Here is a 12,474-nt window from a genome sequence, read left to right on the forward strand (position 1 = left end):
CCGGTGTTCAGCGTTCGAAGGGCTCGCCGAGCGATGCTACCCCATTCAGCTTTAGAAGACGCCGGTCTGACGAAATGATGCCGAGGACAAGGATAGTGACGAGGTAAGGCAGACTTGCCAGCAACTGCGATGGAATGTTCACGCCTGTTGCCTGTGCGGCAAGTCCCATCAGGGAGACCGCTCCAAACAGGCAGGCGCCAAGGAAGATCCGGCCGGTAAGCCAGGTTCCGAAAACAACAAGTGCGATCGCAATCCATCCGCGACCTGCGATCATTCCGTCGGCCCAGAGCGGAGTGTAGACGACTGCGGCATAGGCGCCGGCAAAGCCTGCCATGGTCCCGCCGAAGGCGACGGCCGCAACGCGAACGGCAATGACGGGATAGCCGATGGCGTGCGCTGCCTTCGGGTTCTCACCGACGGCACGCACGACCAGGCCGGTCTTGCTGTAGGAAAACATCGCCCAGATCGCGAGTGTTGCTACGAGTGAAAGCCAGACGACGATGTCCTGTTTGAAGAGCCCGCCAACGACAGGGATCTGGGAGAGAAAGGGAATGGCGATCTTGGAGATCCCAGGAACCGTAAGCGCTTCATAGGGCTTACCGAACAGCGCCGAAAGCCCTTGGCCAAGGATACCAATGGCGAGCCCGGCCGCGACCTGGTTTGCCCGGAATCCAAGTGCGACAAAGGCAAAGACCAGCGACAGCAGCGCACCGCCGACGCCAGCGGCGACGAAGCCGAGAAAATGTCCGCCCCCATGGTAGACGATCACGAAGGCGAGCACCGCGCCGAAGGCCATCAGACCCTCGATACCCAGGTTGAGCACGCCGGCGCGTTCGACGACGAGTTCACCGAGAGCGGCGAGAAGAAACGGCGTCGCGGCCGCGAGCGTGCCGGCAAGGATGAACTGGAGGGCGTTCATGATTGGCTCCGGTGAACGGCGCGAGGCCAGTCGATGCGGTACCGCACGAAGGCGATGGCTATGAGGTAGGCGAGCAGGAGACTGCCCTGGAAGACGCGGACAGCAGCGATCGGCAGATTGGCCGAGACCATCGCATTGTCCCCGCCGATGTAAAGAGCTGCCATGATCAGCGAGGAAACGATGATGCCGAGCGGATGCAGACCTCCGAGATAGGCGACGATGATGGCGGCATAACCGTAGCCGGTCGAGATCGAGCGCTGCAACTGTCCGAGCGGCCCCGCGACCTCGGCAGCGCCGGCAAGGCCCGCGGCAAAACCGCCGATCAGCAGCGAGAGCCAGATCGCCCCGCTTTCACTGAAGCCGGCATAGCCGGCAGCGCGAGGGGCAAGCCCCCCCACCTGGAGCTTGAAGCCGGTAAAGCTGCGCTGCATGAAGATCCAGGCAAGGGCGGACAGCACAAGCGTGATCACAAGCGAGACATTGACGCGGGTGCCGGGAATGAGAAGCGGCACCATGGCATCGTACTGGAACATCACCGACTGCGGGAAGTTGAAACCGTTCGGGTCCTTCCATGGGCCTAGCAGCAGGTAGTAGAGGAGTTGCGCTGCCACGAGGCTCAGCATCAGCGATACGAGGATTTCGTTGGCGTTGAACCGGACACGCCAGACGGCGGTCAGTGACGCCCAGAGCGCGCCGCCGACGGCGCCGAGCAGTAGCATCGCCGGCCAGATCCATTGGCCGGTAGCGTTTGGATACCAGATCGGAATTGCCGAAGCGAAGATCGCGCCGAGAATGAACTGGCCCTCGGCGCCGATGTTGAAGACCTTCGCGCGAAAGCCGATCGCAAGACCCTGGGCAATGAGAAGAAGCGGCCCCATCTTCAGGAGTACTTCGGAAAACGACGACCAGGACAGGAACGGTTCGAGCAGCATCGCATAGACGACGGCTGTCGGGTCACGGCCCATCAGGACATAAAGTGCGAGATTGAGAAGCGTGGCCACCACGAGCGCGATTGCCGGGGCAAGCAGGGTTGCCGTGAGAGAGGCGCGCTCCCTGCGCACGAGGCTCGGGAGGAAATGGAGGGTGGAGGATGCGCTCATGCGAAAGCCTTCTCGGAGGATTGTGCCCCCATCATGTAGCGACCGATCTCTTCCGGCCGGGTATCGCGGGTGACGAGTGGCCGGCTCAGCGTGCCGTGATAGAGCACCTGGATGGAATCGCAGAGCTCGAAAAGCTCCTCGAGTTCCTCTGAAATGACGAGGATGGCCATCCCTTCGTTGCGCAGGGTAATAAGCCGGCGGCGTATGGCAGAGGCTGCTCCGACATCGACGCCCCATGTCGGTTGGGCGACGAACAGCAGCTTCGGCGACAGCATCATTTCGCGTCCGACGATGAATTTTTGCAAGTTGCCGCCGGACAGAGAACCAGCCTCCGCCTCCGGACCGGAGGCGCGAACGTCATGCTGGCGCATGCAGTCCTCGGTAAAGGCAATGGCTTTGGCTCTGTCGACGAGGCCATGCTGCAGAAGATCGAGGGGATGCGCAGTCAGGAGGCTGTTAAGGGTGAGGGGCATTTCCGGTACGGCGCCGCGCCCGAGCCGGTCCTCCGGCACGAAGGCGAAGCCGAGCTTCCGGCGTGCGGCCGCATCGAGCCTGCCGACGTCCCTGCCCATCATGAGGATATGGTTCGCCTGGTCGCGAGGCAGCATTGTTTCGCCCGATATCAGCCTGGCGAGCTCGGCCTGTCCGTTTCCCGAGACCCCAGCTATGCCGAGAATTTCGCCAGCGCTGACCGCCAGGCTGATACTGGAAAGGGAAACAGCAAACGGGTCGTCGGGACGGTGGCTGAGGTTATTGATCTGGAGCCGCTTTTCGCCACCGGCGTGGGGAACCGCCGGCATCGGCTCCGGCATGTCGTGACCGATCATCATGCGGGCGAGGTCATGGGCATCGTGCTCGCGCGGATCCACGTTGCCGGTCACCTTGCCGCCGCGCAGGATCGTCGCGTGATCGCAGATTGCCCGGATCTCCTCCAGCTTGTGCGAAATGAACAGGATCGAAACGCCGCCATCCCGCAACCGGCGCAAGGTATCGAACAGCGTCTCGACGAGCTGGGGCGGCAGCACGGAGGTGGGCTCGTCGAGGATCAGGAGCTTCGGGTTGGTCATCAGGCAGCGAATGATCTCGACCCGCTGGCGCTCCCCGACAGAAAGCGCGTGCACGTGGGCGAGAGGGTCGACTTCGAGGCCGAAATCGCGGCCGAGTTTGCGGACGCGCTCGGTCAACTCGCTCTTGCGTCCGGGTACCACCAGATGGATGTTTTCAATGACCGTCAGTGTCTCGAACAGCGAAAAATGCTGGAAGACCATGCCAATGCCGCGACGGCGCGCCTCGGCGGGAGAGGCGAGGTCGAGGACCTCGCCTTCCCAGGCGACGGTTCCGTCGTCCGGCTGCTCGACGCCGTAGATGAGCTTCATCAGCGTCGACTTGCCCGCCCCGTTCTCGCCGAGGATCGCATGGATGGACCGCGCAGCCACGTCCAGATCAATGCCCTGGTTGGCTTTGGTCTGGCCGTAGCTCTTGGAGATGCCGCGGAGTGACAGAAGGGGTGCAGGCATGGCTTACTTCGGCAGAGGCGTGGTGACGCCCTTGACGTGCCAATCCATGGCAATGATTTCCGCGTCCGAAAGCGTCGCGGCTGCAGCCGCGGCCTGGCTGCCATCCGCCTTGGTGACCGGACCGGCAAAGGGCGAGCCGCTCCCGTCGGCGAACTTGGCCTCGACTTCCTTCATTTTCGCCGCCACGTCGGCTGGGATGTCCGGGCTTGCATCGGCAATGTGAACCACCTTTTCCTTCATGCCGAGGAAGGCGTTGGCACCCTTGAAGGTCCCCGCCAGGTGGGCGTCGACGGACGCCTTGAAGAACGGCGACCAGTCGGTGGCGGCACAGCCGAGGTAAAACTTCGGCGCATATCTCTTCATCGAGGAATTGAGGTTCAGCGAATAGACACCTGCCGCTTCGCAGGCCGAAACCACCGACGGCGTGTCCTGGGCATTGGAGAAGATCACGTCGCAGTCCTGGGCGACGAGCGCCTTGGCTGCTTCCTGCTCCTTGGCCGGGTCGAACCAGGAGTTCACCCAGACGACCGTAACCTCTGCCTTCGGGTTGACTGCCTGTGCGCCGAGGGTGAAGGCGTTGACGGAGGCAATCAGTTCCGGAATGGCGAAGGCGGAGACGGAGCCGAGCTTGCCCGTCTTCGAGAGTGCGGCGGCCGCCATGCCGAGCACGTAGGTGCCTTCGAAGTTCTTGGCAGCGAAGGGCGAGAAGTTCGGCGCCACCTGGAAGCCGGAAGCATGAAGCACGCTGACCTTCGGATTGCGACGCGCGATCTGCAGCGCACCATTCTGGTAGCCGAAGGAGCCGGCGATGAGGAAGTTGTTCCCGTCGGCCACCGACTTCGTCATGATGCGGTCGGCATCCGGACCTTCCGCGATGTTTTCGAGCACGGTGACCTTGACCTTGTCGCCATGGGCGGCTTTGACCGGTTCGAGCCCGTCCTGGAGCGCGCGGCCCCAGCCGACATCGCCGATCGGCGAGGGAACGACGAGGGTGATGCCGAGCGGGCCGTCGGCTGCGAGGGTTGCTCGTGCGCCGAAGGTCCCGGCAAGGCTTGCGGCGGCAACGCCCTGCATCAGAGTTCTGCGGGTGATGTTGGTCATTTTGGTTCCCCTTTTTGCATGCTTTAGAAATTGACGGTCGCGAGCGCGGCTTCGGCTTCGGCAAACAGCCGCTTTTCGTCAAGGCCGATGAACTCGCCGTTCTCCCACACGATCTGGCCGTTGATCATCGTCATGTCGGTCGCCATGCCGATGCCGACCTTGGCAATCAGGCTCAGCGGATCATGACGTGTGCCGACGTAGTCCATGCGTCGCGTATCGATGGCAAACAGGTCGGCGGCCATCCCGGGCGCCAGCCTGCCGATGTCCGCTCGACCAAGCAGCGCCGCGCCACCGGTCGTGGCATAGCCGAGGAAGTCGACCGGAACCGGGACGGGGTGTTTTCGCCCTGAAGCCGCCAGGCATTGCAGCATGTAGGCCGAGTGCACGCAATGCATTAGGTTCGAATTGTCGTTCGAAGCAGCGCCATCGCAGCCGATCCCGATACGCAGGCCTAAGGCCTGCATGGCCGGTATGTCTGTCACCTCTGCCCCGACCAGATAGACCGGTTCCGGGCAATGGGAAACGCCGGTGCCATCTGCCGCCATCTTCGCCAGTTCGTCATGGCTGAGTTCCCAGCAATGGGCATAGAAGGCATCGGGGCCGGCAAATCCGAGTTCCGCGCAATAATCGACGGTCCGCATTCCGTGGCGCGCCGCAATGACCGGGCTCTCTCCTTCTCCGACGTGGGTGTGCATCCGCACTCCGCGATCGCGTGCCAGCGCTACCGACTCCACAAGGGTCTCGCGATAGCTGTTGACGGGCTGACAGGGGGCAACCACCACTTGTCGCATGCTGAACGGACTGTCGTCGTGATAGGTGTCGATCAGGCGGGCGCAATCGGCGATGAATTCGTCCGTCGTTTCCAGCATGGCGTCCGGGATGGTGGACCCTTCCGATTTCGGCAAGGTGTTGCCGCCACGCCCGGCGTGAAAGCGCATGCCAAGCAGCTCGGCAGCCTCGAACTGCCGGTCGATCAGCCGTTTGCCGGCATGTCTCGGGAAACAGTACTGGTGATCAAACGCCGTCGTGCAGCCATGCTTGATCAGTTCGGCCATGGCGGTGACAGAGGAGTGATAGAAGCAATCCTCGTTGAGCCGCGAGAAGACCGGATAGATCAGATCAAGCCATTCGATGACAGACAGTTTCGTCCAGTCGAGGTCGGCCCGGTTGCGTACGAAAGTCTGGAAGAAATGATGGTGCGTGTTGACGAGCCCGGGATAGACGAACCAGCCGCTGGCGTCCCTGGTTATCGTATTCGCCGGAAGCTCAAGCTCAGCCAGATTGTCACCGATCGCCCGCATGACGGGACCATCCGTCAGGACATCGACATTGCGACGGGCGGTCGGCCCCTTGCCGTCGTCGACGACGACAGCGGCGCAGTTTTTCAGGAGATAGCCGGCCATGTCATTCCTCACCCGCCTCGATCGATGGGTCGGGCTTCAACTCATGCAGCCGATGAATGCCTGGCATCTCGATGAAACCGTCGAGCGCGCGAATGGCGCGCGACCAGAGACGGATAGCTGGGTAGGGATCAAGCAGGACGCCGCCATCGGGGGCGAGCGCGACATAGGGGAAGCAGGCTATGTCGGCGATCGTCGGCCGGTCGCATGCGAGGAACGACTTGCCCCGCAGTCCCTGTTCGACCAGGCCGGCCTCAAGTTCGCGCAACGCCGCGATCCCGTGCGCCTGGAGAGCGGCGATGTCACCTGGCCTGTGCAGCATCTCATGCAAGCGAGCCCCACCGAGATTGGCGGTCAATCGATGTGAGAAGGAAAGCCACTGCTGCACGCGGGCTGCCTGTTCGGCCGTGCCGTCACCCAGCCACTCGGGCGCGGTTTTCATCGAGAGATAGACGAGCATCGCCGAGGATTCGGTCAAGACAAGATCGCCATCCTCCAGGATCGGGATCGAACCGGCCGGGTTCAGCCCCAGGAGCTCTGCTTTCCGATGCTCGCCGCCCGGATGGAAATCCACGGGCCTGATCTTAAGAGGAATGCCCGTCAGGGCAGCCATCAGGCGCACTTTGTAGCAGCTCGGGGAAAGGATGTAATCGTAGAGTTTCATTGCGCCACCAGCTGTGCACCATAGGTGTAATTGTGACGTTTGAGCCAGCGCCGGTAAGCCACGGACGTCATGTCAGCGCGGGTGGGGATCTCCATCCCGGGATCGAGCGGCAACAGGTGCGGGATCTGGTTTTCGAGGATCGAACGGTCCTGCAGAAAGATAGTCTGCTGGAAATGGATGAGGTCCGTCATCGAGGTCTCGTCGTCAAAGAGCGCCATCCACGGCCAGACATCGCAAAGATCCTCGGCCAGCGGCTGGACGAAGAGGGCAATGACATCCCATTCGGTTGGCCGGGGTGGGCAGGTCTTGTAGAGCACCGAGCAGGTCGGTGACGGGACGCGATACATGTATTCCGTGGTGATACCGCCGCTTGCGGACTTCGCCGCCTGCGGCTGGTAGAACTTGACCTGGGTTGCCCAGACCTCGTCCTCGACGTCTCGAATTTCCACCTTGTAGTTCTGGACTTCCGTGTGTGGCTCGGCGCCGAGAATGTCGGTGTGAACGAAAGGAAAATGCGCGATGTCGAGAAAGTTCTCGACCGCGCGCAGGGGCGAACAGCGGACGCGAACGACACCGACTTCGACAAACCGGCGGCCGGGCTGATCAGCCTCGGGAATGGAAAAGAGGTCCTTGGTAGGTTCTCCAAGCGATGACCAGACATGTCCGAAACGCACGAGGACGGGAAGGATCCGACCTGCGGAGGTTATTACAACAGCGTCTCCGTTCGCGTCGGCCGAGACCGCGATCTTTTCCCCCATCAGGGCCGTCTTGTAGACGCCCATGGCGAGGTGGCTGAACAGGCCAACGGGATACCACTCGTTGAGCATCGCATTCCCTGCCATTATGCGATCCCTCCCTGCAGGCTTTCAGCGCGTCTGCGCAGGCTTTCGGCTGCCCTGGACGCCATGATGCGTTCGGCGGGCGTCGCGCCGTCATCGACGAGAACATGAACGAGCGTGCGGTGCGGTTGCAATTCGACGAGCAGCAGGCGGACTGCCTGCGAATTCTCCACGGTTTCCAGCACGCCGCGCGCGTCCAGGGTCGCGCCGGCGGCGCGCTCGATGGCGCCAATGTCTGCTTCCACCGTCAGCGACCGCAGCGGAACAAGGCCGGCGAGTGCGGGCGGTTGATGGGCGGGGTCTCCGACAGCCACCCAGAGCAGGCCGTCTGCCTCCTCGACCTTTTGGGTTGCGACGCGGATTGTCTCCGGCGGCGAGAGGCCGGGATGGGCTGGAATGCGAAGACAATTTCCTGCCTGTGAGTAGCTCCAGCCGTGATAAATGCAGGACAAGGCCTCGCCGCGGACAAAGCCATGCGACAGGCGCATGCCACGATGAGGACACCGGTCAGCCGAGGCCGCGACGCGACCCGACTGTGACCTCCAGAGAGCGATCGAGCCGGCTGTTGTGCGTGCGGGGATGACCGTTGCTGGCGGTAGATCCCCTGATAGCGCAACTGGCGCCCAGAAGCCCGTCATTTCGGCTGGCATGGTTTGAACTTTCTTTATATTATCAATGTCTTGCCGTACTTCAAGTGTGGCTGGTCATTTCACGACTTGCAACGGGCGGAAAGCACGTTTGCATAATCTTTTCGCATTGGCAACGCTGATCAAATAACGTGCACTGGAAAATCGAGGCGGCGTTCCCGGGCTAGTTTGGATCCTTGCCAACCGGCGTTCGAACGATGGTTTCCACCCAGACATCGATGGGGCCGAGCGAGCATCCCATTTCCATCATGTCGATCAACTCTTCGGGGCCGGCAACATCGAGTTCGATCCGATCGGCACTGCTGTGGGATATGGATTGCGACAGGCCGAGTTTTTCAGCGTGACGCCTGATCCAGGGGACGAAGGAGGGGGCCTCGAGGTCTCCGAGGATTGTTATTCGTTCCTTCGGTTGAGCCTGTGTTTGTTCTGCCATGAACGTCTCGCGCTGTGTTTGATCACAGCATAGCGTCTAATCGAGCCAGTGAAAGCGCGATATCGTGTCTGTGGACAATGCTGTTTCGTGGAAACGACGGCCGTAACTGGCCGTCGACTGGCCCGGACGGCGGTTTAGATGACGGTGGCCCCCAGACGCGTCCTCGCGTCGAGGATGGCGGCGCAGGCGGCGGCAGCTTCCTTTCCTTTCGTCACGAAATGCTGCTCGAAAAAGCCGACATGGACGTCTGTTTCCTGGAAGTGATGCGGGGTCAGCACCACCGAGATGACGGGAGTGCCGGTATCGAGCTGAACGCGCATCATGCCGTCAAGGACGGTTGCGGCAACGAAATCGTGTCGATAGATCCCGCCGTCAACGACGAAGGCGCAGGCAACGACGGCGTCGTATCGGCCGGTGGCGATCAGTGACTGGGCATGGAGCGGAATTTCGAGGGCGCCCGGCACATCGATGACCTCGATGTCGGAGCTGGACCGTCCGATGGCCGTCCATTCGTCGGCGAAGGATTGAACCGCCTTGTCGACAATATTGGCATGCCAGCGGGCACGGACGACTGCGATGCGTTTTTGCTTTGAAACCACGGTCTGAAGCATTGAAATGCCTTTCAAGGGTATGCCGGTGGCCCGGCTGTGACGACAAAGCCCCGGAGGGCCTGATCCCTTGAGCGAACAGACAGGACGCACTTCTTTCGCTGCGAAAGACGCGCCTGCCATGTCCTCTTCCATCCGGACTGTACCGTCGGCTCCGGCATCGCACCGGATCTGCTGACCTTCCGGCAACACCGGAAGCGCTCGCGGGCTCCAGGCCTCGGCCTGATACCGCCGGTGGGGAATTGCACCCCGCCCTGAGAACGGCAACGACCTTAGTCCGGCTGCCACTGGCGATGCAAGTCCCCGTCCGCCGGACATTGTCGCAAAACTGCCCGTTGACGGGCGAGGCAGCCGGTTTCTGGCGAAATCGGCCGCCGGCCCGTCCCGGAGATCAGGTCCTCGAAGGTGCGCTTGATTGCCTCGATCAGGACGACGGCGGAGGCGGCACCTGGATCCATGTGGCCGATGACCCGGTCTCCAAGCCGCGAGGAGCGCCCCTTGGCGGCAACCATGTCTTTTGTCGCTTCCGCGCCCCTTGTTGCGGCCTCGAGCGCAGCGCTCAGACATTGGCCAAGGGGGCTGCCTTGAAGGCGAGCGGATCTCGCTGCCGCTGTTGCCGGCAGCCAGGCATCGATCATCGTCTTGTCGCCCGGTTCAGCCTTGCCCCTGTCCTGGATCCCCTGTCCCATTGCCTCGATGGCATCGACCATGTCGTCGTCGGACAGGACAGGCTTGCTCGTCGTCGAAGACGAACCCCTTATCCGCCGGATGCTGAGGGACGAGCTCGAGGACGCCCGAATGGTTGTCAGCGAAGCGCGGGACGCGGCTGACGCGCTTGCCGTGCTTGCCCCGCGACCCCTTTATCGAAGCTATCATCACCGACATCCACTTCAAGCAGGGGCTGGACGGATCGGCACTGGCACGTTGGCAAAGTCGCTGCGACCTCGGGTCAAAGTCATGACCATGTCTGCCGATCCGAGCCTTGCTCTCCCGGAGCTTCCTTCCGGCTGTCGATATTTCGCCAAGCCCTACGAATGCAGACAGGTCGTCGCGAGCATAGGGAACGAAGTCAGGGGATATGTCGCGTGAATGGCAATCCGAATGGGGACGGACCTGCTTCGGGTTCGAACAGGGCTATTGTCTCTTTCGGGCCGCTTACTCGCAACGCCTGCGGCGTCGTTTATCAAAGCCCGGATATATCTAGCCGGTCTCATTCGCCTGGGGCGTGCTCGCTGGAATCCAGACGCGTGTCGTTATCGTGTTGCCTGATGTCAGGACAAGGCCGCAAAGGATGGCCGCCATGGCCCAGCAGAATGACGATGATGGGAAAGGCCCAGCGGCCCCGGCGGCGCTCCAAGCCGCCGCCGGGAGCTGCCTGCTATGCCGTGAGGATATAGACGATCGCGAGAGTATCGGGATCTACAATGATGATCCGGCCATCCGCAAGGAGGAAGAAGCGGTAGCCTTCATACTCCGGTACGATCTTCACAACCCGCGGCGGCAGCGGTTCAAGATGGACCTTCTTTGGAATCCTGGTGCCGACCGAAACCGTGAAGTCGGGCTCTCTTACCGGCTGGACATGAACCTCCTTCACGACCTGGCGAATTTCCGTCTGCTGCTCGACAGTCACGTTGACGTTCGTCTTGTTGTTCGTAGTCTGGTTGCTCGTCGTGCTGTTGTTGTTGGTGGTGTTGGTCGTCGTCGAGTTCTGGTCGCTTGACTGCTTGGTGGCATCACCGCTCTGGGTAGTGTTGCTCTTGTCGGTTCCGTCAGACGACTTGGACTGCGTGCTGCTCTTCGAGCCTGAGGTCCCCGAGCCGCTGGTGTCGGACTCGGTCTTCTGCTGCGTCGTCGTGCTGCCTGTGGCGTCCTGCGATCCAGTCTTCGACTTGGTCTCAGTCGATGTCTTGCCCGACGCGGTTCCGCTGGTCGAGCCGTCGCTCGACGGCTGCTTGGCGCTCTTCTGGGTTTCCGACCCTGAGCCTGTTTTCTGTTCGGACGACATACTCTTCTTTGAGCAGGCGCCCGAGGCGTCAGGCGAAGAACAATCGGTGCCCGAGGTGCTTGAATCGGACTGCGACTGGTCGGACTTTGTACCCGACTCCGAACCCGACTGGGAACCGGGCTGCGTGTCGGTCTTCGTGCCTGTCTGCGCGCCTGTACCTGATTGGCTCTGGGTCTGCGTATCCTGCTGGGCCTTGGCCGGCAGGGTGGCAAACGGCGAGACGCTGAGCGACAGCGTTGCGATGATTATGGCGAGATTGTTGTTCTTCACGATTTGATCTCCTAAAGATCGGGGAACGCTATGCACTGCGCATCCTCATGCGCGTCACGCGTACCCTCATTGCTGGAAAATGGCGGCTGCAGCCGCCCGTGGTCACTGGATGACCTGGATGACCTTCCGGGAGGAAGGTTCGACGATCACACGCTCGTCGTTGACGATCGCGTATGCGTACTTCGGTTGATCAGGAACCGGAGTAACGACAACGGTCTTCGGCAAGGGCTGTCCGACGACAATCTTTTCCTTGACGACGATGCGTTCTGTCGGGGCAGGAGCCTGCTGGACATAGGTCACCACCTTCTGAGGCGGTGGATCGAGAAGGGTACCTGCGACGCCACCGACGACGCCACCGACGGCCGCACCCACGGGACCACCGACGACGGCTCCCGTCGCGGCACCACCGGCTGCACCGGTAACCGTCGACGACTGCGCAAAGGCGCACGTCGATGCCAGGAGAACCCCGGCCACGATTCCTACTGCTTTGTTATTCATAGAGTTTCCTCCTTTTGTTGTGGCGGGTTTTTGCCACTGCGGGGTCACAACCTACAAATCATGGCACTGTTCCAAACTTGGGACTTCAGTCGGAGGGGCCTTAGACTTAAGTCCCGTACATGCTGGCTCGCGAGTGCTCTCGACACGTTCGGTTCTGCTGCTGAAAGATGCCCATCCGGGTTGAACCAGTCGGCTCCTGAAGCGAACCTGTCTGCGCTTTGACCGGGATGCCCTAGAGCCAATCAAAATCATCGGACCAAAGTCCGAGATCAGAACTTTATGATCGGTCGAATGTTTCCGTCTTACAGCGATGTGAAGGGATTGGGCCATGACCTGCGGCAAAGACTACTCTCCGCATGAAGACGCGGGATCACTGGCTCGGTGCGGGATCGAACGAAGACGTCGACGGAAGCCAGCGAGTTCAGCCCGCACCGCAGGGAAATTAATTCCGGCGACGATGCATTGGCTTTTTA

General features: G+C 61.6%; 14 protein-coding genes and 1 riboswitch. Of the genes, 1 reads left to right on the forward strand and 13 read right to left on the reverse strand.

Annotated features, from left to right (window positions below):
* Positions 1 to 7 precede the first annotated feature (7 nt).
* The 11 genes from FHT97_RS24205 to FHT97_RS24255 all read right to left on the reverse strand — a co-directional run bounded on the left by FHT97_RS24205 (position 8) and on the right by FHT97_RS24255 (position 10,037).
* Complete coding sequence (locus FHT97_RS24205) at positions 8 to 919, reverse strand: ABC transporter permease (RefSeq protein WP_183864503.1); 912 nt, start codon at positions 917 to 919, stop codon at positions 8 to 10.
* Positions 916 to 2,019, reverse strand: a complete 1,104-nt coding sequence (locus tag FHT97_RS24210) for an ABC transporter permease (RefSeq protein ID WP_183756474.1) — start codon at positions 2,017 to 2,019, stop codon at positions 916 to 918. Before FHT97_RS24210 ends, FHT97_RS24205 begins: the two co-directional genes overlap by 4 nt.
* The gene (locus tag FHT97_RS24215; RefSeq protein ID WP_183864504.1) at positions 2,016 to 3,536 is read right to left on the reverse strand and encodes an ABC transporter ATP-binding protein; all 1,521 of its coding nucleotides are present in this window, start codon (positions 3,534 to 3,536) and stop codon (positions 2,016 to 2,018) included. Before FHT97_RS24215 ends, FHT97_RS24210 begins: the two co-directional genes overlap by 4 nt.
* Before the next feature lie 3 nt (positions 3,537 to 3,539).
* The gene (locus FHT97_RS24220; RefSeq protein ID WP_183864505.1) at positions 3,540 to 4,637 is read right to left on the reverse strand and encodes a BMP family ABC transporter substrate-binding protein; all 1,098 of its coding nucleotides are present in this window, start codon (positions 4,635 to 4,637) and stop codon (positions 3,540 to 3,542) included.
* A gap of 23 nt (positions 4,638 to 4,660) precedes the next feature.
* The gene (locus FHT97_RS24225) at positions 4,661 to 6,040 is read right to left on the reverse strand and encodes an amidohydrolase (protein ID WP_183864506.1); all 1,380 of its coding nucleotides are present in this window, start codon (positions 6,038 to 6,040) and stop codon (positions 4,661 to 4,663) included.
* A gap of 1 nt (position 6,041) precedes the next feature.
* Complete coding sequence (locus FHT97_RS24230) at positions 6,042 to 6,701, reverse strand: glutathione S-transferase family protein (RefSeq protein ID WP_183756470.1); 660 nt, start codon at positions 6,699 to 6,701, stop codon at positions 6,042 to 6,044.
* Positions 6,698 to 7,543 carry an aromatic ring-hydroxylating dioxygenase subunit alpha gene (locus FHT97_RS24235; RefSeq protein ID WP_183864507.1) on the reverse strand — a complete coding sequence of 282 codons (846 nt, stop codon included), beginning with the start codon at positions 7,541 to 7,543 and terminating at the stop codon, positions 6,698 to 6,700. Before FHT97_RS24235 ends, FHT97_RS24230 begins: the two co-directional genes overlap by 4 nt.
* On the reverse strand, positions 7,543 to 8,190 hold the full coding sequence (locus FHT97_RS24240; RefSeq protein WP_183756468.1) for a Rieske 2Fe-2S domain-containing protein: 648 nt from the start codon (positions 8,188 to 8,190) through the stop codon (positions 7,543 to 7,545). Before FHT97_RS24240 ends, FHT97_RS24235 begins: the two co-directional genes overlap by 1 nt.
* Positions 8,191 to 8,350: 160 nt before the next feature.
* Positions 8,351 to 8,620: an acylphosphatase gene (locus tag FHT97_RS24245; RefSeq protein ID WP_183756467.1), complete on the reverse strand. Its 270-nt coding sequence runs from the start codon at positions 8,618 to 8,620 to the stop codon at positions 8,351 to 8,353.
* 134 nt (positions 8,621 to 8,754) lie between these two features.
* Entirely contained in the window at positions 8,755 to 9,231 is a 477-nt protein-coding gene (locus FHT97_RS24250) for a 6,7-dimethyl-8-ribityllumazine synthase (RefSeq protein WP_183864508.1), read from the reverse strand.
* 116 nt (positions 9,232 to 9,347) lie between these two features.
* Positions 9,348 to 9,494: riboswitch (FMN riboswitch) on the reverse strand.
* A gap of 6 nt (positions 9,495 to 9,500) precedes the next feature.
* Positions 9,501 to 10,037 (reverse strand): DAK2 domain-containing protein, encoded by a 537-nt coding sequence (locus FHT97_RS24255; protein ID WP_183864534.1) that lies wholly within the window; start codon positions 10,035 to 10,037, stop codon positions 9,501 to 9,503.
* On the opposite strand from FHT97_RS24255, the gene FHT97_RS24260 reads away from it, so the two are divergent.
* A complete protein-coding gene (locus tag FHT97_RS24260) occupies positions 9,937 to 10,317 on the forward strand; it encodes a hypothetical protein (RefSeq protein WP_183864509.1) in 381 nt (126 codons plus the stop codon). The two genes, FHT97_RS24255 and FHT97_RS24260, sit on opposite strands and share 101 nt — an antisense overlap.
* Before the next feature lie 289 nt (positions 10,318 to 10,606).
* Here FHT97_RS24260 and FHT97_RS24265 read toward each other — a convergent pair whose 3' ends face one another.
* Positions 10,607 to 11,503 carry a DUF1236 domain-containing protein gene (locus FHT97_RS24265; RefSeq protein WP_183756464.1) on the reverse strand — a complete coding sequence of 299 codons (897 nt, stop codon included), beginning with the start codon at positions 11,501 to 11,503 and terminating at the stop codon, positions 10,607 to 10,609.
* Positions 11,504 to 11,605: 102 nt separating this feature from the next.
* On the reverse strand, positions 11,606 to 12,001 hold the full coding sequence (locus FHT97_RS24270) for a DUF1236 domain-containing protein (RefSeq protein ID WP_183756463.1): 396 nt from the start codon (positions 11,999 to 12,001) through the stop codon (positions 11,606 to 11,608).
* Between the last annotated feature and the right edge of the window lie 473 nt (positions 12,002 to 12,474).

This window comes from Rhizobium sp. BK399 (genome assembly GCF_014194695.1).
Classification (GTDB): Bacteria; Pseudomonadota; Alphaproteobacteria; order Rhizobiales; family Rhizobiaceae; genus Rhizobium.

Bases quoted from the DNA above. Each gene is read 5' to 3' on its own strand.
- FHT97_RS24235 (WP_183864507.1), bottom strand. From the start codon at position 7,543: ATGGCAGGGAATGCGATGCTCAACGAGTGGTATCCCGTTGGCCTGTTC.
- FHT97_RS24240 (WP_183756468.1), bottom strand. From the start codon at position 8,190: ATGCCAGCCGAAATGACGGGCTTCTGGGCGCCAGTTGCGCTATCAGGG.
- FHT97_RS24205 (WP_183864503.1), bottom strand. From the start codon at position 919: ATGAACGCCCTCCAGTTCATCCTTGCCGGCACGCTCGCGGCCGCGACG.
- FHT97_RS24220 (WP_183864505.1), bottom strand. From the start codon at position 4,637: ATGACCAACATCACCCGCAGAACTCTGATGCAGGGCGTTGCCGCCGCA.
- FHT97_RS24250 (WP_183864508.1), bottom strand. From the start codon at position 9,231: ATGCTTCAGACCGTGGTTTCAAAGCAAAAACGCATCGCAGTCGTCCGT.
- FHT97_RS24245 (WP_183756467.1), bottom strand. From the start codon at position 8,620: ATGGCAGAACAAACACAGGCTCAACCGAAGGAACGAATAACAATCCTC.
- FHT97_RS24230 (WP_183756470.1), bottom strand. From the start codon at position 6,701: ATGAAACTCTACGATTACATCCTTTCCCCGAGCTGCTACAAAGTGCGC.
- FHT97_RS24215 (WP_183864504.1), bottom strand. From the start codon at position 3,536: ATGCCTGCACCCCTTCTGTCACTCCGCGGCATCTCCAAGAGCTACGGC.
- FHT97_RS24225 (WP_183864506.1), bottom strand. From the start codon at position 6,040: ATGGCCGGCTATCTCCTGAAAAACTGCGCCGCTGTCGTCGTCGACGAC.
- FHT97_RS24260 (WP_183864509.1), top strand. From the start codon at position 9,937: ATGTCGTCGTCGGACAGGACAGGCTTGCTCGTCGTCGAAGACGAACCC.
- FHT97_RS24270 (WP_183756463.1), bottom strand. From the start codon at position 12,001: ATGAATAACAAAGCAGTAGGAATCGTGGCCGGGGTTCTCCTGGCATCG.
- FHT97_RS24210 (WP_183756474.1), bottom strand. From the start codon at position 2,019: ATGAGCGCATCCTCCACCCTCCATTTCCTCCCGAGCCTCGTGCGCAGG.